Raw genomic sequence first — 21,622 nt, 5'->3', positions numbered from 1 at the left:
GCGGCGGCGCCGCGGCGCCGCCCGAGGCGCCGGCCTCCGTCCCCCGCTTCGAGATGCCCGCGGCGCCCTCGGCCCCCGTCCGCGCGCCGGAACCGACCGCGCCCGCCGCGCAGCCCGAGCCTCGGCCCGAGTCCGCTCCGCAGGAGCAGCCGGCGCCGGACACCGCTGCGCTCCCCGTCATCGCCCCGCCGCCCGTCGCGCCCGTGCCGCGCGAGCCCGAGACCCACGAGCCGGTCGCCCCCGCGCCCGCGGGTCCCGCCGCGCCGGAGGACCACCCCGACGACCGCACGCAGGTGTCCGCGCGTCAGCGCGACGCGTGGGAGCTCGTGACCTCCGAGGGGGGCGTGTACGGCTTCGACGCCGCGTCGGTGCTCGTGGGCCGCAGCGGCGGGCTGCCGCCGGTCGACGGCACCCGGCGGCTCGACCTCGCGGACTCGACGCGCACCATCTCCAAGGCGCACGCGCGGCTCGTGCTCCAGCGCGGCACCTGGTGGGTCGAGGACCTCGGCTCCACCAACGGCACCTACCTGGTCGACGCCTCGGGGCACGAGGCGCAGGTCCCCGACGGCGTCCCGACGCCGGTCTCGGGCCGCCTGATCCTCGGCGACGTCGAGATCGAGATCCGCCGCCGAGGTGTCGAGGCATGACGGCAGGCGGCGCACCCGAGGTGTCCGGCGGCGGCGCGACCGCGGTCGGCGGCCGCGCGCGCAACGAGGACGCGTTCGTCGCCGAGGCGCCGGTCTATCTGGTCGCCGACGGCATGGGAGGGCACGTGGCCGGCGCCGAGGCGTCGGCCGCCGCGATGGCGGCCTTCCAGCCGCTCGTCGGCGCGGTCGCGGTCACCCCGCACGACGTCGACCGCGCGCATCTCGAGGCGCGACGCCTGGTCGCGCGGCTCCAGCTGGAGGTCGGCGCGGCATCGGGCACCACGCTCACGGGTGCGGTCGCCGTCATGCACGACGGCAGCCCCTGGTGGATGGTGATCAACGTGGGCGACTCGCGCACGTACGCGCTCGACGGCGGGGTGCTCCACCAGGTCAGCCGCGACCACTCGCATGTCCAGGACCTCATCGACGCGGGCCGCATCACCGTCGAGGAGTCGCTGGTGCATCCCGATCGCAACATCCTCACGCGCGCGATCGGGGACGAGATCCCCGAGATGGACGCATGGCTCGTGCCGCAGGTGCCTGGCCGCCGCCTCATCGTCGCGAGCGACGGCCTCATGAAGGAGGTCGAGGACGGCGAGATCGGCGAGCTCGCCGCGCTCATCGGCGATGCGGGGTCCGCGGCGGCAGCCCTCGTCGAGCTCGCGGTCGGCCGGGGGGCGCGCGACAACGTCACCGTCGTGGTCGCCGACGCGGGATCCACGACCGCCGAGGATGCCTCGCCCGCGCCCTGGCCCGTCTGGGGCGCGATCGAGCACGAGGACACGACCCCGAGCACGCGGAGGCGGGGCGAGGCGTGAGCGAGGACGAGACCCGGATCTCCGCGCGCCGCGCGGCGGGGACGGGCGAGCCCGCGCCGACCGACCCGCCCGCGCCCTCCGACGCGGCGGACGACGACGCGACCTCGCTGGGGAGCCGCTCGCGCAGCGACAGCACGCGGCTGTCGCGTCGCCGCATCGAGGAGGCGGCCACCCAGCCCGCCACCGAGGCCGCGCCCCCGCCGGACACGCAGCCGAGCACGCAGCCGCATCAGCTCAGCGACACGATGCCTCCGCGCCGGCGCCGGTCGACGGCCCCCGAGGACGCGACGCTGCGCCCGCCGCCCGACCTCGCCGCGCGCGTCGACGCCGATGCCGCCGTGCCGGGGGAGTTCGGGTCGGAGCCCCAGCACTACTACCCGCGCATCCGGCACACGCAGGACGCCGCGGGTGCGGGCGTCTGGCCCCGTCCGCCGCATGTCGACGAGCACCACCCGCAGGTGCTCGATGCCGCGGGGCGCGAGGAGCGTCGCGCCGCGGGGCAGCGGTCCGCGCGTCGGCGGCGGCTGGCCCTCGTCGCCTCGTCGGTCGTCGCGGTCGGTGCCGCGCTCGCGGTGGCGGCCACCCTGCTCTGAGGAGCGGGCGCGGGGCTCGGGGCGGTGCGGATCGGAAGCGTCCGCTCGCTAGGCTGAGGGCCATGTCCGATGCCATCCTGCGCTCGCCTCTCCACGACCAGCACGTCGCGCTCGGTGCGACGCTCGTGCCCTTCGCCGGGTGGGAGATGCCGGTGCGCTACACCTCCGACATCGCGGAGCACACGGCGGTCCGCACCGGCGCGGGGCTCTTCGACCTCTCGCACATGGGCGAGATCGCCATCCGCGGCGAGGACGCCGGCGCGTTCCTCGACTTCGCGCTCGTGGGCCGGCTCTCCGCGCTCGCGCTCGCAGGAGCCAAGTACACGATGCTCTGCACGCCGGACGGCGGCGTGATCGACGACCTCATCGTCTACCGCCGCGACCACGACCACTTCGTCATCGTCGCCAACGCCTCCAACAAGGACGTGGTGGTCGAGGAGCTCGCGGCGCGGGTCGAGGGCTTCGACGCGACGGTCGAGGACGAGTCCGCGCAGATCGCCCTCATCGCGGTCCAGGGGCCGCTCGCCGAGGGCATCGTCGCCCGGATGTGCACGCGGGGCGACGACGACATCCACGCGATGAAGTACTACTCGACCGCGAACGTCCTGCTCCAGGGCGACATCCACGCCTTCGTGGCGCGCACCGGCTACACCGGCGAGGACGGCTTCGAGCTGTTCGTCGGAGCGGACGAGGCGGCGGCCGTGTGGGCGCTCGCGCTCGCCGAGGGGGCCGCGGACGGCATCGTCCCGTGCGGGCTGTCCTCGCGCGACACCCTGCGCCTCGAGGCGGGCATGCCGCTGTACGGGCAGGAGCTCACGCGCGAGACCACGCCCTTCGACGCGGGCCTGGGCCGCATCGCGGTCTTCGGCACCGCCGCGAAGCCGCGCGGGGACTTCGTGGGCCGCGAGGCGCTGCTCAAGGCCAAGGTCGAGGGGCCCGACCGCGTGCTCGTCGGGCTCGTCGGCGACGGCCGCCGTGCCGCGCGCACCGGCTACGCCGTGCTCGACGAGGCCGGTGCCGCCGTGGGCGAGGTGACGTCCGGTGCGCCGTCGCCCACGCTCGGCAGGCCCATCGCGATGGCGTACGTGCCGGCCTCGCTCGCCGAGCCGGGCACCGTCGTCGGCATCGATGTGCGCGGCAGGCGCGAGGACATGACCGTGACGGCGCTACCGTTCTACTCGCGGGCCTCGTAGGCTCGTCCCAGAGCGGGCCCCGGCCCGCGGATCTCCATAGTTCAGACCCGAGAGGGGTTGCCATGTCGAACGTTCCCGACGAGCTCGCATACTCGGCCGAGCACGAGTGGGTCTCCGGCGAGCCCGACGCGGGCGCCGAGGTCACGGTCGGCATCACCGAGCACGCCGCGCAGGCGCTCGGCGACATCGTCTACGTCGAGGCCCCGCGCGTGGGTGACACCGTCGTGGCGGGCGAGGTCTGCGGGGAGCTGGAGTCCACCAAGGCCGTGAGCGAGCTGTACTCGCCCGTCTCCGGCACGGTGACCGCGGTGAACGAGTCGCTCGAGGCGTCGCCCGAGACCGTCGGCTCGGACGCGTACGGCGACGGCTGGATCTTCAAGGTCGAGCTCACCGAGACCGCGACGGACCTGCTCGACGCCGAGGCCTACGCCGCGACGATCGCGTAGGGGCGGGACCGGGCCATGGGTGTCAACACGAGGCTCGTGGTGGCGGCGGCGATCACCGACTCGCTCGACGCCCCGCGGCAGCTCCTGGCCGCTCGCCGCAGCGCGCCGTCCGCGCTCGCAGGCCTGTGGGAGTTCGCCGGAGGCAAGGTCGAGCGCGGAGAGTCCGCGGAGGCCGCGCTGAGGCGCGAGATCCGCGAGGAGCTGGGCGTCGAGATCGAGATCGGCGACGAGCTGGTCGGTCCGGACGACGGCGCCGGCGTCGAGTCCTCCTGCGAGTGCCCCGTGTGGATGCTCCGGCCCGGCGACGCCGATGTCGACCGCCTGGTCATGCGGGTGTGGTGGGCGCGCATCCTCCCTGGTGCCGACGGTGCGGCCGTCGAGCCGCGGCCGCTCGAGGACCACGACGAGCTGCGCTGGCTCGAGCCGGGCGCGTGGCGCGACGTGCCGTGGCTGCCCGCGGACAAGCGCATCGTCGAGGCGCTCCTCGACGATGCCGTCGAGCGCCACCGCCGCGCCTACTGCTGAGGCTGCTGCGACCCTCGCGCATCAATCCGGACATATCCACATCTAGTGGATACAAATGTGGACAACGTGCTGCTTCCGACGATGTAGACCGGTCAGCGCTGCGCCGCCACGCATCCCGCGATGTGGTCGTCGACCAGCCCGCAGGCCTGCATCGCCGCGTACATCGTCGTGGGCCCCACGAACACGAACCCCGCCTTCTTGAGCGCCTTGGCCAGCGCGATCGACTCCGGCGTCGAGGCCGGCACGTCGGCCCAGCTGCCCGGCGCGACGTCGCGGGGCTCCGGCGCGAACGACCAGAAGAGCGTGTCGAGGCTGGTGCCCGCCTCGGCGAGCGCCACGGTGGCGCGCGCGTTGACGATCGCGGACTCGATCTTGCGGCGGTTGCGCACGATCCGCGCATCGTCCATGAGCCGCTCGACGTCCGTCTCGGTGAAGGTGGCGACCGCCGCCGGCTCGAAGCTCTCGAAGACCTCGCGGTAGCCCTCGCGCTTGCGCAGGATGGTGAGCCAGGACAGGCCGGACTGGGCCCCCTCGAGCACGATGCGCTCGAGCAGCGCGGCGTCGCCGTGGACCGGGATGCCCCACTCCTCGTCGTGATACCGCTCGTAGAGCGCGTCTCCCGCACCGAAGCAGCGCACCGCCGCGGGTGCCTGCGCGTCGTTCGTCTCCGCCGTCATGGGACCAGTGTGGCGGCACCGGCGGACATCGTGGTCCGCGATTTGTGGCACCAGAGGACAGTTTTATGCGAGGTAGACCTGGGGACATCAGGTGTGGAAGCGGACCAACGTCCCGGGTATCGTGAGCGCGCCATGACGATCCGTGACCTCCTCGCCCAGCCGCGGCCGACGCTCTCGTACGAGCTGTTCCCGCCGCGCACGCCCGCCGCCGAGTCGACGCTCGAGGAGACGATGCGCATGCTGGCGGCCACGCGCCCGGACTTCATGTCGATCACCTACGGCGCCTCGGGCTCCACCCGCGGCACGTCGCGCGGCGTGGTCCACCGCCTCGCGGTCGAGCACACCATCCCGCCGCTCGCGCACCTCACGTGCGTCGACCAGTCCCGCGCGGAGCTGGTCGAGGTCATCGAGACCTACCTCGCCGAGGGGGTCCGCGACTTCCTCGCGCTGCGTGGCGACCCGCCGCGCGGTCAGGCCGACTGGCGTCCCCACCCAGACGGGCTGCTCTACGCCTCGCAGCTGGTCGAGCTGCTGCGCGAGGTCGCGCACGCGCACGGCGTCGACGATCTCAGCGTCGGCGTGACCGCCTTCCCCGCGCAGCACGCGAAGGAGCGCTACCGCCAGCTGGGGCTCGACGTGCTGCGCGCCAAGCGCGATGCCGGCGCCGACTTCGCCATCACCCAGGTGTTCTACGAGGTCTCCCAGTACGTCGCGCTCGTCGAGGATGCGCGCGAGCAGGGAATCGACCTGCCGATCATCCCCGAGGTGATGCCGCTCGTGAGCGAGCGTCGCGCGATCCGCGCCGAGGAGCTCACCGGCGTCGAGACGCCCGCGGACCTGTTCGCGGCGCTCGAGGGGGCGCCCGACGAGGACGCGGCCCGCGCCGCCGGCGTCGCCCACGCCGCGCGCCTCTCGCGCGACCTGCTCGAGGCCGGGGCGCCCGGCATCCACATCATCACGTTCAACCAGCATCGTGCCGCGCTCGAGCTCGTGGACGCGATGGGCCTGGTGCGGGACTGACCCCCGCGCCGGGCGCGGTCCGGAGCATCGTCCCGGCCATGCGACCATCGGTGCATGACCCGTAGCTCCTCGCCCCGCACCGTCCAGCTGTCCCGTGAGTCCGAGGGCGTGTACATCGCCACGAACGCGAAGGGCGACACCCTCCGCTTCGGCCGCGGCGAGGGCCTGCTGAGCCCGGTCGAGCTCATGCTCGCCGCGATCGCGGGCTGCTCGAGCATCGACGTCGACGTCATGACCTCGCGCCGCTCCGAGCCCGAGCGCTTCGACGTCACCGCCTCGGCCGAGTACGTCACCGAGGACGGCGCCAACATCCTCGAGGACATCCGCGTGCTCTTCGACCTCGCGTTCCCCGAGGGCGCGGAGGGCGATGCCGCCCGCAAGCGCATCGGCGCCGCGCTGCGCTCGTCGCACGAGAAGTCCTGCACCGTCTCGCGCACGGTCGAGGCGGGCGTGCCCGTCGCGCTCGAGCAGGCGCCCGACTCCCAGGCGTGACCGAGCCCTCCGCCGGTCCCGCGCTCGAGATCGTCCTCGACGCCGGGTCCGTCGGCGCGGACGATGCGGTCGCCGCGATGCACCGCGCGTTCGCCGAGTACACCGCGAAGGGCCAGATGTCCGGCGCGCTGCTGGAGACGGCCGAGTCGCTGCGTGAGGAGATCGCCGCGGGGGAGAGGATCGCCCTCGTGCGCCTCGACGGCGAGGCGGTGGCCGTCGCCAAGCATCACCCCGCGTCCGACGGGACGCTGTACTTCGGGCGCCTCGGCGTGGTGCCGGAGGCGCGCGGTCGAGGGATCGCTGCGGCGCTGGTCCGGGCGCTGCGCGCCGGCGCCCACGCGGAGGGGCTCGCGGGGCTGTCGTGTCTGGTGCGCGCCGAGGAGGACGGCAACATCGCCGTCTACGAGCGTCTCGGCATGCGCGTGACCGGTCGCGGCGAGCGCGTGAGCCGCACCGGCGCGACCCTCGCGGTGGTCGAGATGCGGGACGCCTGAGCCCCGCGCGGACTGTTCAACACCTGCTCAACAAGTGTCCACCAAGTGGGACGCTGCGTCCAACTCGCGGACATTGCCTCTAGCGCAACGCGACGTACCGGGGTAATCTGTCCGCGCAACTCGGCGCGTGTGGCGTCGACCAAGCGCAATGGCGAGCCCGCCGCGCACCAAGCCTCTTCGAGGAACCATGACAGAGCAGAACTCCGTCCCTGTCCCCGCGCCGGCCTTCCCTGGCGGCACCATCCTGGGCTACCCGCGCATCGGACGCATGCGCGAGCTGAAGAAGGCGCTCGAGTCCTTCTGGAAGGGCGCGACCAGCGCGTCCGAGCTCGAGGCCTCCGCCCGGGACCTGCGCCTCGCGAACCTCGCGCGCCTGTCCGCGCTGGGCCTCACGCGGGACGATGCGGCGATCCCCAGCAACTTCTCCTTCTACGACCACATGCTCGACGCCGCGGTCACGCTCGGCGCCGTGCCGACGCGGTTCGCGGACCTGCGCGCGGCGGACGGCAGCGTCGACCTCGCCGGCTACTCGACCATCGCGCGCGGCGTGGGGGACAAGGCCCCGCTCGAGATGACCAAATGGTTCGACTCGAACTACCACTACCTCGTCCCCGAGATCGGCCCCGAGACGGTGTTCGCGCTGTCGAGCACCCGCTGGGTCGACGAGTTCGTCGAGGCCAAGGACGCCGGCTACGTCACCCGCCCGGTCATCACCGGTCCGCTGACGTTCCTCTACCTGTCGAAGGCCAGCGACGAGGCGCCCGAGGGCTTCCGCCCGATCGACCGCCTCGAGGACGTCCTCGAGGTCTACGGCAACCTGCTCGAGGCGCTCAAGGCCGCGGGTGCGCCGTGGGTGCAGATCGACGAGCCGATCCTGGTGGCGGACATCGACGCCCCGCGCGACGAGGTCCTCGCCAACGCCGCGAAGGTCTACGGCTCGCTCGCGGCGCTCGCGAACCGCCCGCAGCTCTTCGTCGCCGCGCCGTACAACGCGCTCGACGACGCGCTGCCTGAGCTCAAGGACTCGGGCGTCGAGGCGATCGGCCTCGACCTGGTGCGTGGCGGCGTGCCGTCGGGCACCGACCTTGCCGGCGTCACCGTGGTGGCGGGCGTGGTCGACGGCCACAACATCTGGCGCACGGACCTCGACGCGGCGCTGCGCAAGGCCAAGGAGATCGAGGCGCTCGGCGCGACCGTGGCCGTCTCGAGCTCGACCTCGCTGTTCCACGTGCCCCACACCCTCGAGGGCGAGGAGCACCTGGGAGCCGAGCTCCTGTCCTGGCTCGCCTTCGCGGATCAGAAGGTCGGGGAGATCGTCACGCTCGCGACGGCCCGCGCCGAGGGCGAGGAGGCGGTGGCCGATGCGCTCGCCGCGACCCGCGCCGCGCTGGCGTCGCGCAAGGCGCACCCGGGCACCAACAAGGCCGATGTCCGTGAGGCGCTCGCCGCCGTCACGCCCGCGGACCTCGACCGCCCGGCGTACTCGGTGCGCGCGGCGGCGCAGGACTCGCGCTTCGCGCTTCCCGAGCTCGCCACCACCACGATCGGCTCGTTCCCGCAGACGCAGGACATCCGCAAGGCGCGCGCCGCGTGGGCGAAGGGCCAGATCGACGATGCGGCGTACGAGGAGGCCATGAAGGCCGAGATCGCGCGCGTGGTGAAGCTGCAGGAGGACCTGGGTCTCGACGTCCTGGTGCACGGCGAGGCCGAGCGCAACGACATGGTCCAGTACTTCGCGGAGCTGCTCGACGGCTTCGACGTCACGGTCAACGGCTGGGTGCAGTCGTACGGCTCGCGCTGCACACGTCCGTCGATCCTCTGGGGCGACGTCACACGGCCGGAGCCGATGACGGTGCGATGGTCCGCGTACGCGCAGTCGCTCACCGAGAAGCCGATGAAGGGCATGCTCACCGGTCCGGTGACCATCCTCGCGTGGTCCTTCGTGCGCGACGACCAGCCGCTCGGCGTCACGGCCAACCAGGTCGCCCTCGCCCTGCGCGACGAGATCCGCGACCTCGAGGACGCCGGCATCGGCATCATCCAGGTCGACGAGCCCGCGTTGCGCGAGCTGCTCCCGCTGAAGAAGGCGGACCAGGCGGCGTACCTCGAGTGGTCGGTGAACTCGTTCCGCCTCGCGACGTCGGGCGCCAAGGACGACACCCAGGTCCACACGCACCTCTGCTACTCGGAGTTCGGCGAGATCATCGACGCGATCGACGGCCTCAACGCCGACGTCACCTCGATCGAGGCGGCGCGTTCGCGCATGGAGGTGCTGCCCGCGATCCAGCAGCACGGCTACGAGCGCCAGATCGGGCCGGGCGTGTGGGACATCCACTCGCCGCGCGTCCCGTCCACGGACGAGATCACGGAGCTCCTGTCGCTCGCCAAGGACTCGATCCCCGGCAAGCAGCTGTGGGTCAACCCGGACTGCGGCCTCAAGACCCGCGCGTACGCGGAGACCACCGCGACGCTCGAGAACATGATGGCGGCGACCGCGGCGGTGCGCGCCTAGGCGTCCGCCCACCGCATCGTCCCCGGTCCGACGGCCCGGCACCCGCGTGGTGCCGGGCCGTCGGCGTCTCCCTCACGCCGCCCGGTGCGGCACGGCTCTCGCCTGCCCGTCGCCCGCCCCGCACGCCGTGCGCCCTGCGGCCCCGCTTCCGCTATCCGTCCGCCCCGGTCTCCCGGCCGTACATCCCTTCCCGCCATCACCCGCCGCGTGACAGGATCGCTTCCATGAGCGATGACGAGCAGGGCTTCTCCGCAGACGAGCGGGCCGCGATGAAGGAGACCGCGGCGGAGCGCCGCGCCCAGGCGAAGCGCGCGAAGGCCGCCGACAAGGAGGCCGCGGACCTCCAGGACGTGCTCGACAAGATCGCCGAGATGCCCGATGACGACCGCGCGCTCGCGGAGCGCATCCACGCGATCGTGGGCCGCGTGGCGCCCGAGCTCGCGGCTCGCACCTGGTACGGCATGCCGGCGTACACCAAGGCCGGCAAGGTGGTGTGCTTCTTCAAGCCCGCGGGCAAGTTCAAGTCGCGCTACGCGACGCTGGGCTTCGAGGACGCGGCCGCGCTCGACGATGGCGCGCTGTGGCCCACGTCGCTCGCGGTCCTCGCGATCGGCGACGCCGAGGAGCAGCAGATCGCGGACCTCATCGCCCGCGCCGCGGGGTGAACCCCGAGCGCTGACCGCCGCGCGCATCGCACGCCGGCCGGTTCGCGATCCGTGAGCGGGACGTCACGCGCGCCGCAATCCGCGCTCGACACGTTGCATGCAGGGTCCTCGCACTTTTCACGCACGAGCGTCGCGGTGAACCTGGTGTCGTCGCTCGCGTCCTCGCACTCTTCATGCACGAGCACGAGCACGGGGCACGGGGCACGGGGCACGGGGCACGGGGCACGGGGCACGGGGCACGAGCGCTGAGGCGCTGCCCGCCATGCGCGTTCGTGCATGAAAGGTGCGAGTACCCAGCACCTCACACCTTCCTCCTGCGCGCTCGGTGATGTCCCCAACCCTGGGGAGATGCGGCCGGCGCTCGCGAACGTTCTCCCTGAGCTCCGTGGTACCTCGTTGCCGCCCCACGCTGGGGTGGGCGAGGAGGAGCATGGGCGGCGACTGGGAGAGTTGGAGCGCTCTGCTGGGAACCGCTGCGCCGTCGCCCCGGTTCTTCCCCTACTTCACGACGGCGGACGCGGTACGCGCGACCGCTGGTGCGTGCCGCCGCCTGCCCATGCTGGCGGCGGAGCACCGCATCGTCACAGTCGCGCGTGGCAAGCACGTCGTGGTGCCTCGGGGTGCGGGGGCACGATGGCTTCCGGACCCGGTCGAGGCGGCCTGGCTGATCGCGGCAGCCCGCTTCGCACCGCATCGCCCGCACATCAGCGGGCTCTCGGCGGCGGCGCTTCACGGCGCTGCCGCCCGGCCACATGACGAGGTGCACGTGACGGTGCCCTTTCAGGCCAGGGCGCTGGAGCTGCCCGCGCTCGCGATGACGGTGCGGTTCCATCAACGCGATCCTGAGGAGGTGGCCAAGCTTCAGCGGGAGCGTTTCGGGTTGACCGGCGGCGAGCAGATCGCCGTGACGCAGATGCGCGGGGAGATCTGCATGCCCCTCGTGACGACACCGGCGCAGACGGTCCTCGACCTGCTCCACAGCCCGACGCGTGCGGGTGACCGCTACGACGCGCTCGATGCGGCGGATCGGCTCGTGCGCCGGGTGCCGTTGCGGGAGCTCGACAGGCTCGCCGCCGGGCAGCGGCGGCTCGATGCGTCAGACCGCATCCTCGGGAAGCGCTGGCCGCGCAGGCGTCCCTAGAGGATCAGCTGCCAGAAGCCGACCGCGATCCAGCGGTCGAACTTCCAGCCCGCGTCCTCGATGGTGCCGACGTGGCGGAAGCCCAGCCGCTCGTGCAGCGCGACCGACGCCGGGTGAGGCAGCGCGATCCCGCCGAGCAGCGAGTGCACCGGCGCGTGCTCCGAGTCGGTCAGGCGGCGCACCCGGCCGATGAGGTCCATGTACAGCGCGGTACCCAGCCCTCCGCGCCGCACCTCCGGGTCGAGGTACACCGACGCCTCGAGCGTGTGGCGGTACGCCACCCGATCGCGGTACGGAGCCGCGTAGGCGTACCCCAGGACCCGGTCCTCGTCCTCGAGCACCACCCAGGGGAGGCCGCGACCCTGCACGCCCGCGATCCGCGCCCCCATCTGCTCGGGGGTGACGGGCTCGATCTCGAACGTGGCGGTGTCGTGGAGCACGTAGTGCTCGTAGATGGCGGCGATGCGGGCCGCGTCGTCAGCGGCGTGGGCGTCTCGGATCACGGCGCCATTATCCGGCCACGGGAAGCGGCTCGTCTCGCGACACCTCTTCCTCGTACGCGCGACGCGCCCGCAGGTAGCGCCACGAGGCCAACGCGATGAGGACGCCCAGCGCGCCCGCCCCCGCGGTCACCATGAAGCCGCCCGACGCACCCGACCGGTCGATCACCGCACCCGCGAGCCACGCGCCAGCCGCGACTCCGAGGTCCATGCCGGTCCGCGTCCACGTCATGCCCTCGGTGAGCCGCGACCGCGGCACGAGTGCATGCGTGACGCCGTCGCCCACCGCCATCGTCGGCGCGATCGCGAGGCCGGTGAGGAACATCAGCAGCGCGAGCACGAGCAGCCCGGGCGCGAACATGAACGACACCGCGCCCACGCCCGTGATGGTGACGCCCCACAGCATGCGCGACGCGAGCGTCAACTCCCAGACGCGGGAGCCGTACGCGAGACCGCCGACGAGAGACCCGACGGCCCACACCGCGAGCACGAGGCCCGCCATGTCCTTGTGGCCCAGCTCCTCCGCGAACGCGACCGTCGCCGCGTCGACCGAGGCGAACATCGCGCCCTGCGTGGCGAAGATCGCGGTCGTGACGACGAGCGCGGGCGTGGTGACGAGCAGGTGTCCCCGCAGCGCGCCGCGGTACTTGCGCAGGCCGCGCGGGCGGGGCGGGAGGCCGATGCGCTCGAGGGTGCCGTCGATGACGAGCGCGGTGCTGTGCTCACGCTCGGCCTGGAGCCGGCGCGCGTCCGCGCGGCGGGCCGGCGGCTCCGTCGACTTGAGCGCGAGGAACGCGTAGCCGCCGATCGCGAGCGTCACGACGGCGAGCGCCGACGGCACCCACGACGCGACCTGCGTCGCCAGCACGGTCGCCAGCGCCGGACCCGCGATGAACAGCACCTCCTCGAGCGACGACTCGAGCGAGAAGGCCGTGTTCAGCGCGTTCTTGTCCGGAACGATGTGCGTCCAGCGGGCGCGCGTGTGCGTCGACTGCGTGCCGCCGGCCGCGAACAGCGGAGTGAGGAGCAGCAGGACCCACAGCGGCTGATGCGTGAGCGCCGCGGCGATGAGCGCGAGCCTGCCCGCGATCGCGATCGCGTAGCCGATGCGCAGCACCCGCGACTGGCCGTAGGCGTCGACCAGCTTGCCCACCTGCGGCGAGATCGCGGCGTAGGACAGCGCGACGGCGGCGAGCACGATGCCGCCGTACTCGTAGCGGCCGTACTCGATCTGCACCAGCAGGAACGTCGCGAGCCCCGTGAGGCCCATCTGCATGCGCGCGACGAGACCCCAGGCGGTGAACGCGCGGGCGCCCGGCAGGGCAAGGATGCCTCGGTAGGGGGAGAGCATGACGGAACCTCACAAGACCAGAGATCTCGCGCGTCCTCGCGCGGAAGCCGCACCAACTGCGCGGTGTGGCCGGCGCATCGTCCCCGGGGCAGGGCCACGGCGGGGGCGACGGCTCATCGTCTCATACGGGAGGACGTGCCCTTGACCGGCGCCTTGAGCGGGCTCGGGATGCGGTCCGCGAAGCGCATGAGGATCGACCCGGCGATGGCGAGCGCGAGCACGTAGGCCGCCGCGAGCGGGCCCAGCAGCGGCTGCGCGCCCGCCGCCACGCCCAGGCCGGCGATGACGATCGAGAACTCGCCGCGCGGCACCAGCGACAGCCCCGTGCGCCACTGGCCCTTGGGGCCGATGCCCGCCTGGCGCGCGGCCCAGATGCCCGTGATGATCTTGGTCACCGCGGTCACGAGCGCGAGCCCGAGTGCCGGCAGCAGCACCGGGCCGAGGTCGCGAGGGTCGATGCTGATCCCGAAGAACACGAAGAAGATCCCGCCGAAGACGTCGCGCAGCGGCGGCATGAGGCCTCGGATCTGGTCGGCGACGTTGCCCGAGAGCGTGAGCCCCAGGAGGAACGCGCCGACCGCGGCGGAGACCTGGACGGCCTCGGCGAGCCCCGCCACGAGGAACGCGAGGCCGAGCACGCCGAGCAGCAGCAGCTCGCGGGAGTGCGAGTGCACCACCGCGGACACATGTCCGGAGAAGCGCACCGCGAGCAGGAACGCCGCGGCGACGATGGCGATCGCGATGCCCGCCGCGATCGCGCCCTGCACGAAGCTGGCGCCCACGAGCATGACCGCGAGCAGCGGCAGGAACACCGCCATCGCGATGTCCTCCATCACCAGCAGGCTGAGGATCACCGGAGTCTCGCGGTTCGCGAGCCGGTCGAAGTCGTCGAGCAGGCGCGCGATGATGCCGGAGCTCGAGATGTAGGTCACGCCGGCGAGCAGGATCGACGCCCGCGCGGACCAGCCGAGCAGCATGCCGACCGCGAAGCCCGGCGCCGCGTTGAGCACCAGGTCGACGATGCCGGCCTTCCACGTGGTGCGCATGCCGACCTTGAGGTCGGCGGGGGAGTACTCGAGCCCCAGCAGCAGGAGCAGCAGCACCACGCCGATCTGCGCGCCGATCGACAGGAACTCCTCGCCCGCGTCGATCGGGATGAAGCCGCCCTCGCCCATGATGAGGCCCGCGAGCAGGTACAGGGGGATCGACGGGATGCCGATGCGGTTGGCGACCCGGCCGAGCAGCGCCAGGACGATGAAGACGAGGCCCAGCTCGATGAGGACGGTCGAGGTCTCGCTCGCGTGGGCGCTCACCAGCTCGCCGCGCAGGCCCGTCAGGGGTGCGGTCGCGGCGAGCATCGTTCAGCCCGTCAGGATCGCGGCCGCGCGGTCGACCGCCTCGTCGGAGCCCATCACCAGGACCACGTCGCCTTGCTCGAAGACGAACGACGGCTCGATGCCCGGGATGCCCTGGTCTCCGCGGATCACCGCGACCACGGAGGCCGAGGTCTCGGTGCGGATCCTGCCCTCCGCGAGCGGACGGCCCACGAGGCCGCCGGTCGCGGGCATCGTCACCCACTCGATCGCGAGACCGACGATGGTGTGACGGAGGTCCTCGAGCCGCGCGATGATGTTCGACCCTCCGAGCAGCTCGGCCATCTTGCCGGCGTCGCCCTCGGACAGCTCGACGGTCCCGCGGCACGAGTCCGGATCGTCGCGGTCGTACAGCGCGATGTCGCGCTTGCCGTCGCGACGCACGACCACACCGACGTGGTCACCGGTCTCCGCGGTGAACTCGTAGCGGACGCCGACTCCGGGGAGCGGGGTCTCGAAGATGTCCATGGTGCTAACTGTCCCACGGACGAGGGGCGACGGGCTACGGCCCGGCGCGACCGGCGCCTACGCCTCGTGCGCCAGGCCGAGCTCGATGAGCCGCTCCCAGGCCATGCGGGCGAGGAACGGGTCATCGATCTCGATGTGGTGGAGCGCGCTGAACAGCTGGTACGACTGCGCGCGCCACGCGGTCGCCGTGGAGACCTCGCCGTAGCCGGCGTAGAACTCGTCGCGCATGTCGAGCGGGATCACGGTCGCCGCCCCGCCGAGGTCCGCCGCCGGGTCGCCGGCGCCGAAGCGGTGCCAGATGAGGATGCCCGCGAAGTGGCCGCGGTCCGACTGGATGGAGCGGGGCTCGAGCCTGCCGTGCGTCCACGTCGGCTCGACGTCGACCGGCGCCACCGCACCGACGCGGAAGAGCGCGTCGATCGACTCCACGTCGAGCACGCGGTTCTCGGGTGCGCCGCGGAGCGACGCGAACACGAGGAGCCGGTCCCATTCGGGCAGTAGCGCGCCGAGCCCGGGCGCCGTGGCGGGGTTGGCGGGGGCGTCCTTGGGGGCGGGGGAGTGGATCTGCCGCACCGCCGAGCCGAGCTCCTTCGCGGAGGAGGCGTGCAGCGGGACGAAGGCCGCCGTCGAGGCGGACACCCACTCGACGAGGGTCCAGTGGTACGGGAAGCCGTGACCCGGGCGGCCGGTCTCGAGCGGCGCGCTCACGGGGAACGAGAAGCGGTCGAGCGACGGCGCGATCACGTCCGCGACGCGCGCGAACAGCGGGTCGTCGAGGGCGAAGCGGGGGAACAGCGCACCGTGGTGGTCGCCGATGCGGACCGAGATGTGGTCCTCATGCGTGTACCGCCTGCCCACCTCCTGATCGGCGAGATGCGGGAACTGATCGTCGATGAGCGCGCGGACCTGCGCGTCGTCGATGGTGATCGGCCGCGCGATCCGCGAGCTGGGCAGCATGGCCGTCACCCTAGCGGGGTGCACCCGGGACCCGCGAGACCCGCGGCCCGCCGCGCGCGAGAATCGCGCCTCACGCTCCCGCCCCGACGGGGAGCGCGAGCGTGAACGTCGCGCCCGTCCCTGGTCCGTCCGAGGCCGCCGTGACGTCCCCTCCGTGGGCGCGCGCGAGCGACCGGGCGATGGTGAGGCCGATGCCGCGGCCGGTCCGTCCCTCGGCGCCCGACCCGCGGTAGAAGCGATCGAAGACCCGGGCGAGCTCCTCGGGTGCGATGCCGGAGCCGGTGTCGACGACCTCGACGACGGCCTCGTCCCCGCGGGTCGACGCGCGCATCGTGACCGTCGATCCCTCGGCGCTGTGCGCGAGCGCGTTGCCCAGCAGGTTGACGAGCACCTGGATCACGCGATCGGCGTCGGCCGTCACGGGCACCGGCGCGGGAGCCTCGACCGTGATCCCCACGCCGCGGTGGTCGAACTGCGTCCGCAGACGGTCGGCTGCGGCCCGGACCAGGTCACCGAGATCCGCGGGTCCGAGGCTCAGCGACAACGCGCTCTCCTCGGCGCGGGAGAGCGTCGAGAGGTCCTCGGCGAGCCGCCGCAGCCGTGAGGCTTCGGCGGCGATGCGCTCGTACGACTCGGGACCGGGCTCCACGACGCCGTCGATGAGCCCCTCCGCGGTGCCGCCGATGACGGTGAGCGGGGTGCGCATCTCGTGCGCGACCTCGTCGATGAGGCGTGCCCGCCGCTCCTCGGCGTCGGACAGGCGTGCGGCCAGCGCGTTGACGTCGTCCGCGACCCCGGCGAGCTCGGCCTCCGGCGGTCGGGGCACGCGACGCGAGTAGTCGCCCGCCGCGATCGCACGCGTGGCCTCCTGCACCTCCGCGAGCGGGCCCGCGACCCGGCGCGAGATCCACAGCGCCGCGAGCGCCGCCGCGACGATGCCCGCGACCGCGCCCCAGCCGAGCGCGAGGGGGAGCACGTCCGCGACGGCCTCCTGGACGCGCACGCCGCGCATCATCGACTCGTGGTCGGCGCCCATGCGCCGCTGCACCGCGACCCCGCCGACGGTCGCGCCCACGGCGATCAGCGCGATCACCCCGACCGCCGCGACCGCGAGATGCGACGCGAGCAGCCGGGCGCGCAGCGTGCTCACGGCGCCGCCAGCTTGTAGCCGACCCCGCGCACGGTGAGGATCATCCGCGGGTCCTCGGCCGGGTCGCCGAGGGCGCGCCGCAGCTTGCGCACGTGCACGTCGACGATGCGCTCGTCGCCGTAGAAGTCCCAGCCCCACACGCGCTCGATGAGCTGACGCCGCGTGAAGACGCGCCCCGGCGCCGAGGCGAGCGCGGCGAGCAGGTCGAACTCGAGCGCGGTGAGCGCGATCGCCCGGCCGTCGACCGTGGCCTCGTGCGCGCCCGTGTCGACCTGGAGCGCGCCGGCGACGATCCGGTCGTCGAGGGCCGAGGCGTCGCCCCGCCGGAGGATCGCCCGGACCCGCGCGACCACCTCGCGCGGGCTGAAGGGCTTGGTGACGTAGTCGTCCGCGCCGAGCTCGAGTCCGACGATGCGGTCGGCCTCCTCGGCGCGGGCGGTGAGAAGGAGCACGGGCACGGACGACGACCGGCGGATCCGCCGCAGCGTCTCCATGCCGTCGATGCCGGGGAGCCGGACGTCGAGGATCACGAGGTCGGCGCGCTCGTGACGGAGCGCGTCGAGCGCGTCCTCGCCCGAGCCCGCGGCGAGGACCTCGAAGCCGTCGCGGCGCAGGTACTCGCCGACGAGGTCCCTGATGCTCGTCTCGTCGTCCACCACCAGCACGGTGCGCGCTCCCACACCAGCAATCCTAGGGAGCGGGGACACCGGTGATGTCGGCGACCTCGGCCGGATCCAGGAAGGATGCCTCGTACGCCTGCCCGTCGGCGTCCAGCGCCCGCACGAAGGCGGTGAGGTGATGCTCGCTCGCGTGCTCGAGTCGGTCGTACAGCGCGGCGATCGCCTCGGAGTCCACGTCCTGCGCGCGGAGGTCGGCGATGTCGGTCTCCTCGACGAGCGCGCCGGCCGTGAGCGCGCCGGTCTCCGACGCGGTGCCCTGCGCGAGCAGCTCGTCGTACAGCGCCTGGAGGTCGGCGTCGTCGTAGACGCCCGGCTCCGCGTCCTCGGACGGGTCGTCGAGCCCGTAGGCCTCGAGCAGGCCCTGCACGGCGGCGAGGTGCATGTCCTCGGCGTGCGCGATCATCGCGAACGTGCGAAGCCCGGTGGTGTCGGCGAGCGCGTCGTAGAGGTCGCCCGCCATGCGCTCCTCCTCGGCCATGGCCGCGAGCGAGGCGGCGTCGGCGTCGGTGGCGGGGGCATCGTCCACGTGGACGTCGCCCAGGCAGCCGCCGGCGCCCCGCCAGTCGCGGGCGTCCGCGTCGTCGTCCCACGAGCGACCGCGCATCATGCCCCCCATGCCGCCGCCCATGCCGTAGCCGCGCTCGTAGCCGTAGGTGCTGTCGTCATCGTCGCCGGAGCCGCTCGACGCCGCCCACGCCGCGCCGGCCGTGCCGGCGATGAGCGCGGCGCCGGCGGCGGCACCCCACGCGATCCTGGTCCAGGTGGTCATCACGGTCTCCTCGTCTCGGATGACCCCAGTCCATCGCGCGCGCATGAAGCGTCGGGCGGTGCCGGTGTGAAGATTCCGTGAAGCTACGCCTCGAGGGTGGTGCGGTGGGCGCGCCACTCGCGCGCGAGGAGGCCGAAGATCGCGTCGTCCGAGACGTCGTCCTCGACCCAGAAGGCCTCGCGCTTGATCCCCTCGGCTGCGAAGCCGAGCCGCGTGAGCACGGCGATCGAGCGCGTGTTGTCGGGATGGGTCGCGGCCTCGACGCGGTGCACGCCGGTGACCTCGACCAGGTAGTCGATCAGCGCGATCGACGCCTCGGTCGCGTAGCCCTTGCGTCGCGCCCAGCTGTGCAGCGTGTAGCCGATCTCCGCGGTGTGGCCGTGCTCGTGGAGGTACACGGCGACGTCGCCGACCGTGCGGCCGTCCGCGCGGCGCTGGACGTCGAGCTGGAACCAGTGGCCCGGGACCGGGCCGTCGTGATGCTCGCTCTCCTTGATGACGGCGAGCGCCTTCTCGACCGAGTACGGCACGCGCCAGGCCTGGTACATCGCGGTCTCCGGATCGGAGCGGCGCGCGGCGAAGTCCTCGGCGTCCTCCTCGGAGAAGGGGCGCAGCACGAGTCTCGCGGTATCGATCGGAGCGAAGGCCACGGCCACACAGTAGCCATACATAACCCCGTCATGCCGGACCTGTGACCCATTCAATTAGGAAACGTCGCCGTTGCGGATGTGGTCTACACTCACGAGGTGAGGTGAGCCTCACCTCGCTTCAGGATCCCGCGTCCCCCTCGAACGGAGCCTCATGGAGACCGTCCACGCCGCCACCGTCACCTCTGTCGTGGAGGTGACGCCGCACATGAGGCGCGTGGCCCTGCGGCTCGACGAGCCGGCCGCGTGGGTCTCCGACGGCACGCCGGACGAGTGCGTCCACGTCGAGGTGGGAGCCGAGACCGACGACGCCGACGGTCACAGCGCTCGCCACTACACGGTGAGCGGCCACATCGACGGGGGCTTCGAGATGGAGGTCTTCCTCCACGGCGACGGCCCGGGCGCGACCTGGGCCCGCACCGTCGTCCCGGGCGACCGCACCGAGGTCTCCGACTCCAAGGGCTACTACAAGGTCCCCGCCGCGGGCGCCGGCGTGCGCGTGCTCGTGGGCGACGCCACCGCGCTGCCGGCGATCGCGCGCATCCTCGCGGAGGCGGGCGCCGACGAGGTCTTCCACGTGGTGGTCGAGCTCGCGGACCTCGCGGACGTCCGCGAGCTGCCCACGGCCGCGCAGGCGACCGTCGAGTGGCGGCTCGGCGGCAACGGCGTGCGCGCCTCGATCCTCAAGGACGCCCTCGTCGCGCTCACCGACACGCACCTCGACCCGGGTGCCGGCTCGTACGTCTGGGTCGCGTGCGAGGCCAAGGACTCGCGCGCCATCCGGACGATGCTGCGCCGCGAGTACGGTCTGCCGCTCACGCACATCCGGATCGTCGGCTACTGGCACAAGGACCTCGAGCACGCGCTGCGCGTGTGGAACGAGGCCTCCGAGGAGACCAAGGCCGAGTACATGTCGCTGTGGCGCGACGACCGCAGCGACGAGGAGAACTGGGTCGAGCTCGAGCCCTTCCTCCAGAAGATGGGCGCCTGACCTCAGGCACCCGCCTGGGCGTCAGGCCGCGAGCACCTCGAGGTCGACGAGCGCCCGCCGCCCCGCCTCCGCGTACGGCTCCTCGGTGAGCGCCGCGAGCGTCACCGCGTACGCGAGCGCCTCGGCGCGCACGCGCAGCATCGCGCCCTCGTCGAGCGGTGTGATCGCGTCGTCGTAGCCGTCGAGCAGGTCGCGCATGCGCGAGCTCCCGACCAGGCACCACGCCTGCCCGAGGTCCGTGGCCGGGTCCGCGACACCGAGGTCGCCCCAGTCGAGGATGCCCCCGAGAGCGCCGTCCGCGCTGAGCACGTTCGCACCGTGCAGGTCGAGGTGGCACCACACCTCGAGCGGCCGGCGCTGCGCGGCGCCCAGGTGGAACTGCTGGCGCGCGAGCTCGTCGTCGAGCGTGAGGCCCGTCGCGAGCAGCCGCTCGATGCGGTCGTCGAAGCGCTCCGCGCGCTCGGCGAGGGGAGTCGACCGGAACGGGTTGCGCGGCGCTTCCGGCGGCGCGGGGGCGTGCAGCTCCGCCAGCGCCCGGCCCAGGGCGCGCGCGCCGGCCCTCGACAGCGGCGCGGTGTACGCCGGCACCCCGGGGAGCCACGGCACCACGGCCCATGCCCACGGCAGCTCCTCAGAGGGTCCGCCCAGGCGTGCGGGCACCGGCGCGGCGAACGTCCAGCCCTCCGCCAGCCGGGGGAGCCACACGTGCTCGCGCTCGATCAGCTGCGCCGCATGGGTGCGCCGCGGGACGCGTACCGCCAGGTCCGCGCCCAGTCGGACCGTGACGTTGTCCCAGCCCTCGTAGGCGTCGCCGAGCTCGAGCCCCGCCAGATCGGGGTGATCGCGCGCCAGCAGGTCGTGGATCATCGAGGAGGTCACCGAGACGTCGGCGGTGGGCCGAGACCACGACGCTGTGCTCATGCGTCGAGGCTACGGGCGCCCTCCGCGAGCCGCCACTCGGCGTCGCCTCGCATCGTCCACTCGAGCACCGCGGGCCACGGCCCGTGCCCGTCGTCGGGGTTGAGGTGCCCCGTTCCCGGGAGGACGATGCCGGGCACGCCCCAGCTCGCCGCGACGGCCTCGAGCGGCTCCCGCCGGTAGGGGTCGACCTCGCGCGCGAGCATCGTCGCCGCAGCGAGCGGGGTGTCCGGCGCACCCGCGGCGGACGCGAAGTCGCCGATCCGGGACAGCTGCTCCGGCCCCGGCGGTGCGACCAGCAGCACGCGGTCCGCGAGGGGGCGCCCCTGGACCGTCTCGAGATGGCGCCACAGCACGGTGCCGAGCGAGTGCGCGATCACGATCCGCTCGTCGTCGGCCGCGCCCGTCATGTCGATCTCCGTGGCCGCGATCGCCGACCAGTCCTCGAGGACCGGGTCGCCGGGGTTCGGCAGCTGCGGGTACTGCACGGGGACCCGGCGCCGGCGCAGCTCCTCCGCGAGCCACCACATCCAGTGCGCTCGCGGACGCATGTGCTGGTAGCCGTGGAGAAGGAGCACGCGAGCCGTCATCGGCG

25 protein-coding genes are annotated in these 21,622 nt (G+C 73.2%); 13 read left to right on the top strand and 12 right to left on the bottom strand.

The features are described from left to right. The 6 genes from TR42_RS10305 to TR42_RS10280 all read left to right on the top strand — a co-directional run. Nucleotides 1–647, top strand: a 647-nt coding sequence (locus tag TR42_RS10305; protein WP_042215531.1) for an FHA domain-containing protein, incomplete at its 5' end; no start/stop codon positions are given. Next, the gene (locus TR42_RS10300; protein ID WP_042215529.1) at nucleotides 644–1,465 is read left to right on the top strand and encodes a PP2C family protein-serine/threonine phosphatase; all 822 of its coding nucleotides are present in this window, start codon (nucleotides 644–646) and stop codon (nucleotides 1,463–1,465) included. The genes TR42_RS10305 and TR42_RS10300, both read left to right, overlap by 4 nt. Beyond that, a complete protein-coding gene (locus tag TR42_RS10295; RefSeq protein ID WP_042215527.1) occupies nucleotides 1,462–2,058 on the top strand; it encodes a hypothetical protein in 597 nt (198 codons plus the stop codon). The genes TR42_RS10300 and TR42_RS10295 overlap by 4 nt, the downstream gene beginning before the upstream one ends. A gap of 62 nt (nucleotides 2,059–2,120) precedes the next feature. After that, nucleotides 2,121–3,251, top strand: coding sequence for a glycine cleavage system aminomethyltransferase GcvT (gcvT, locus tag TR42_RS10290; protein WP_042215524.1), 1,131 nt, complete (start codon nucleotides 2,121–2,123; stop codon nucleotides 3,249–3,251). 62 nt (nucleotides 3,252–3,313) lie between these two features. Then, nucleotides 3,314–3,697, top strand: coding sequence for a glycine cleavage system protein GcvH (gene gcvH, locus TR42_RS10285; protein ID WP_042215523.1), 384 nt, complete (start codon nucleotides 3,314–3,316; stop codon nucleotides 3,695–3,697). Between the two features lie 15 nt (nucleotides 3,698–3,712). Then, nucleotides 3,713–4,222 (top strand): (deoxy)nucleoside triphosphate pyrophosphohydrolase, encoded by a 510-nt coding sequence (locus tag TR42_RS10280; protein ID WP_042215521.1) that lies wholly within the window; start codon nucleotides 3,713–3,715, stop codon nucleotides 4,220–4,222. 92 nt (nucleotides 4,223–4,314) lie between these two features. Here the strand turns inward: TR42_RS10280 and TR42_RS10275 are convergent, their stop codons facing one another. Continuing rightward, nucleotides 4,315–4,899: a DNA-3-methyladenine glycosylase I gene (locus tag TR42_RS10275; protein ID WP_042215519.1), complete on the bottom strand. Its 585-nt coding sequence runs from the start codon at nucleotides 4,897–4,899 to the stop codon at nucleotides 4,315–4,317. Nucleotides 4,900–5,031: 132 nt separating this feature from the next. Here TR42_RS10275 and TR42_RS10270 point away from each other — a divergent pair, with 132 nt between their 5' ends. From TR42_RS10270 to TR42_RS10245, 6 genes are all read left to right on the top strand, one after another. Continuing rightward, entirely contained in the window at nucleotides 5,032–5,919 is an 888-nt protein-coding gene (locus TR42_RS10270) for a methylenetetrahydrofolate reductase (RefSeq protein WP_042215517.1), read from the top strand. A 54-nt stretch (nucleotides 5,920–5,973) separates the two neighbouring features. Next, nucleotides 5,974–6,411: an OsmC family protein gene (locus TR42_RS10265; RefSeq protein ID WP_042215515.1), complete on the top strand. Its 438-nt coding sequence runs from the start codon at nucleotides 5,974–5,976 to the stop codon at nucleotides 6,409–6,411. Next, nucleotides 6,408–6,905, top strand: a complete 498-nt coding sequence (locus TR42_RS10260) for a GNAT family N-acetyltransferase (RefSeq protein WP_042215513.1) — start codon at nucleotides 6,408–6,410, stop codon at nucleotides 6,903–6,905. Before TR42_RS10265 ends, TR42_RS10260 begins: the two co-directional genes overlap by 4 nt. 187 nt (nucleotides 6,906–7,092) lie before the next feature. After that, the gene (gene metE / locus TR42_RS10255; protein WP_042215512.1) at nucleotides 7,093–9,417 is read left to right on the top strand and encodes a 5-methyltetrahydropteroyltriglutamate--homocysteine S-methyltransferase; all 2,325 of its coding nucleotides are present in this window, start codon (nucleotides 7,093–7,095) and stop codon (nucleotides 9,415–9,417) included. A 224-nt stretch (nucleotides 9,418–9,641) separates the two neighbouring features. After that, a complete protein-coding gene (locus tag TR42_RS10250) occupies nucleotides 9,642–10,082 on the top strand; it encodes an iron chaperone (protein ID WP_042215510.1) in 441 nt (146 codons plus the stop codon). 430 nt (nucleotides 10,083–10,512) lie between these two features. Continuing rightward, nucleotides 10,513–11,223, top strand: coding sequence for a type IV toxin-antitoxin system AbiEi family antitoxin (locus tag TR42_RS10245; RefSeq protein ID WP_042215508.1), 711 nt, complete (start codon nucleotides 10,513–10,515; stop codon nucleotides 11,221–11,223). Here the strand turns inward: TR42_RS10245 and TR42_RS10240 are convergent. From TR42_RS10240 to TR42_RS10200, 9 genes are all read right to left on the bottom strand, one after another. Further along, nucleotides 11,220–11,726 (bottom strand): GNAT family N-acetyltransferase, encoded by a 507-nt coding sequence (locus TR42_RS10240; protein ID WP_042215506.1) that lies wholly within the window; start codon nucleotides 11,724–11,726, stop codon nucleotides 11,220–11,222. The two genes, TR42_RS10245 and TR42_RS10240, sit on opposite strands and share 4 nt — an antisense overlap. Before the next feature lie 7 nt (nucleotides 11,727–11,733). Beyond that, nucleotides 11,734–13,074 carry an MFS transporter gene (locus TR42_RS10235; protein WP_052405941.1) on the bottom strand — a complete coding sequence of 447 codons (1,341 nt, stop codon included), beginning with the start codon at nucleotides 13,072–13,074 and terminating at the stop codon, nucleotides 11,734–11,736. A gap of 113 nt (nucleotides 13,075–13,187) precedes the next feature. After that, nucleotides 13,188–14,432 (bottom strand): cation:proton antiporter, encoded by a 1,245-nt coding sequence (locus TR42_RS10230; protein ID WP_042215505.1) that lies wholly within the window; start codon nucleotides 14,430–14,432, stop codon nucleotides 13,188–13,190. A gap of 3 nt (nucleotides 14,433–14,435) precedes the next feature. Beyond that, complete coding sequence (locus TR42_RS10225) at nucleotides 14,436–14,915, bottom strand: cation:proton antiporter regulatory subunit (protein WP_042215503.1); 480 nt, start codon at nucleotides 14,913–14,915, stop codon at nucleotides 14,436–14,438. Between the two features lie 57 nt (nucleotides 14,916–14,972). Beyond that, nucleotides 14,973–15,872 carry a phosphotransferase gene (locus TR42_RS10220; RefSeq protein ID WP_042215501.1) on the bottom strand — a complete coding sequence of 300 codons (900 nt, stop codon included), beginning with the start codon at nucleotides 15,870–15,872 and terminating at the stop codon, nucleotides 14,973–14,975. Nucleotides 15,873–15,942: 70 nt separating this feature from the next. Next, complete coding sequence (locus tag TR42_RS10215) at nucleotides 15,943–17,022, bottom strand: sensor histidine kinase (RefSeq protein WP_042215498.1); 1,080 nt, start codon at nucleotides 17,020–17,022, stop codon at nucleotides 15,943–15,945. Beyond that, nucleotides 17,019–17,702, bottom strand: a complete 684-nt coding sequence (locus tag TR42_RS10210; RefSeq protein WP_042215495.1) for a response regulator — start codon at nucleotides 17,700–17,702, stop codon at nucleotides 17,019–17,021. The genes TR42_RS10215 and TR42_RS10210 overlap by 4 nt, the downstream gene beginning before the upstream one ends. Before the next feature lie 10 nt (nucleotides 17,703–17,712). Then, a complete protein-coding gene (locus tag TR42_RS10205; protein ID WP_052405939.1) occupies nucleotides 17,713–18,471 on the bottom strand; it encodes a DUF2202 domain-containing protein in 759 nt (252 codons plus the stop codon). 83 nt (nucleotides 18,472–18,554) lie between these two features. Further along, the gene (locus TR42_RS10200) at nucleotides 18,555–19,121 is read right to left on the bottom strand and encodes a GNAT family N-acetyltransferase (RefSeq protein ID WP_161786636.1); all 567 of its coding nucleotides are present in this window, start codon (nucleotides 19,119–19,121) and stop codon (nucleotides 18,555–18,557) included. Between the two features lie 151 nt (nucleotides 19,122–19,272). Between TR42_RS10200 and TR42_RS10195 the strand changes: the two genes are divergently transcribed. Beyond that, nucleotides 19,273–20,109, top strand: a complete 837-nt coding sequence (locus tag TR42_RS10195) for a siderophore-interacting protein (RefSeq protein ID WP_042215491.1) — start codon at nucleotides 19,273–19,275, stop codon at nucleotides 20,107–20,109. Nucleotides 20,110–20,130: 21 nt separating this feature from the next. Here TR42_RS10195 and TR42_RS10190 read toward each other — a convergent pair whose 3' ends face one another. Next, nucleotides 20,131–21,030, bottom strand: a complete 900-nt coding sequence (locus TR42_RS10190; RefSeq protein WP_042215488.1) for a phosphotransferase — start codon at nucleotides 21,028–21,030, stop codon at nucleotides 20,131–20,133. Next, a complete protein-coding gene (locus TR42_RS10185; protein ID WP_042215486.1) occupies nucleotides 21,027–21,617 on the bottom strand; it encodes an RBBP9/YdeN family alpha/beta hydrolase in 591 nt (196 codons plus the stop codon). Before TR42_RS10185 ends, TR42_RS10190 begins: the two co-directional genes overlap by 4 nt. Between the last annotated feature and the right edge of the window lie 5 nt (nucleotides 21,618–21,622).

This window comes from Demequina mangrovi (assembly GCF_000759715.1).
Lineage (GTDB): Bacteria > Actinomycetota > Actinomycetes > Actinomycetales > Demequinaceae > Demequina > Demequina mangrovi.
The sequence above is the reverse complement of the archived record's forward strand: the minus strand, read 5'-3'. Positions and strand labels throughout refer to the sequence as shown.

What these genes read in the sequence shown, in the direction of transcription:
- metE (WP_042215512.1), top strand. Translation starts at nt 7,093, where the DNA reads ATGACAGAGCAGAACTCCGTCCCTGTCCCCGCGCCGGCCTTCCCTGGC.
- TR42_RS10195 (WP_042215491.1), top strand. Translation starts at nt 19,273, where the DNA reads ATGGAGACCGTCCACGCCGCCACCGTCACCTCTGTCGTGGAGGTGACG.
- TR42_RS10235 (WP_052405941.1), bottom strand. Translation starts at nt 13,074, where the DNA reads ATGCTCTCCCCCTACCGAGGCATCCTTGCCCTGCCGGGCGCCCGCGCG.
- TR42_RS10220 (WP_042215501.1), bottom strand. Translation starts at nt 15,872, where the DNA reads ATGCTGCCCAGCTCGCGGATCGCGCGGCCGATCACCATCGACGACGCG.
- TR42_RS10275 (WP_042215519.1), bottom strand. Translation starts at nt 4,899, where the DNA reads ATGACGGCGGAGACGAACGACGCGCAGGCACCCGCGGCGGTGCGCTGC.
- TR42_RS10205 (WP_052405939.1), bottom strand. Translation starts at nt 18,471, where the DNA reads ATGACCACCTGGACCAGGATCGCGTGGGGTGCCGCCGCCGGCGCCGCG.
- TR42_RS10300 (WP_042215529.1), top strand. Translation starts at nt 644, where the DNA reads ATGACGGCAGGCGGCGCACCCGAGGTGTCCGGCGGCGGCGCGACCGCG.
- gcvT (WP_042215524.1), top strand. Translation starts at nt 2,121, where the DNA reads ATGTCCGATGCCATCCTGCGCTCGCCTCTCCACGACCAGCACGTCGCG.
- TR42_RS10265 (WP_042215515.1), top strand. Translation starts at nt 5,974, where the DNA reads ATGACCCGTAGCTCCTCGCCCCGCACCGTCCAGCTGTCCCGTGAGTCC.
- TR42_RS10185 (WP_042215486.1), bottom strand. Translation starts at nt 21,617, where the DNA reads ATGACGGCTCGCGTGCTCCTTCTCCACGGCTACCAGCACATGCGTCCG.
- TR42_RS10280 (WP_042215521.1), top strand. Translation starts at nt 3,713, where the DNA reads ATGGGTGTCAACACGAGGCTCGTGGTGGCGGCGGCGATCACCGACTCG.
- TR42_RS10190 (WP_042215488.1), bottom strand. Translation starts at nt 21,030, where the DNA reads ATGAGCACAGCGTCGTGGTCTCGGCCCACCGCCGACGTCTCGGTGACC.
- TR42_RS10245 (WP_042215508.1), top strand. Translation starts at nt 10,513, where the DNA reads ATGGGCGGCGACTGGGAGAGTTGGAGCGCTCTGCTGGGAACCGCTGCG.
- TR42_RS10225 (WP_042215503.1), bottom strand. Translation starts at nt 14,915, where the DNA reads ATGGACATCTTCGAGACCCCGCTCCCCGGAGTCGGCGTCCGCTACGAG.
- gcvH (WP_042215523.1), top strand. Translation starts at nt 3,314, where the DNA reads ATGTCGAACGTTCCCGACGAGCTCGCATACTCGGCCGAGCACGAGTGG.
- TR42_RS10250 (WP_042215510.1), top strand. Translation starts at nt 9,642, where the DNA reads ATGAGCGATGACGAGCAGGGCTTCTCCGCAGACGAGCGGGCCGCGATG.
- TR42_RS10270 (WP_042215517.1), top strand. Translation starts at nt 5,032, where the DNA reads ATGACGATCCGTGACCTCCTCGCCCAGCCGCGGCCGACGCTCTCGTAC.
- TR42_RS10230 (WP_042215505.1), bottom strand. Translation starts at nt 14,432, where the DNA reads ATGCTCGCCGCGACCGCACCCCTGACGGGCCTGCGCGGCGAGCTGGTG.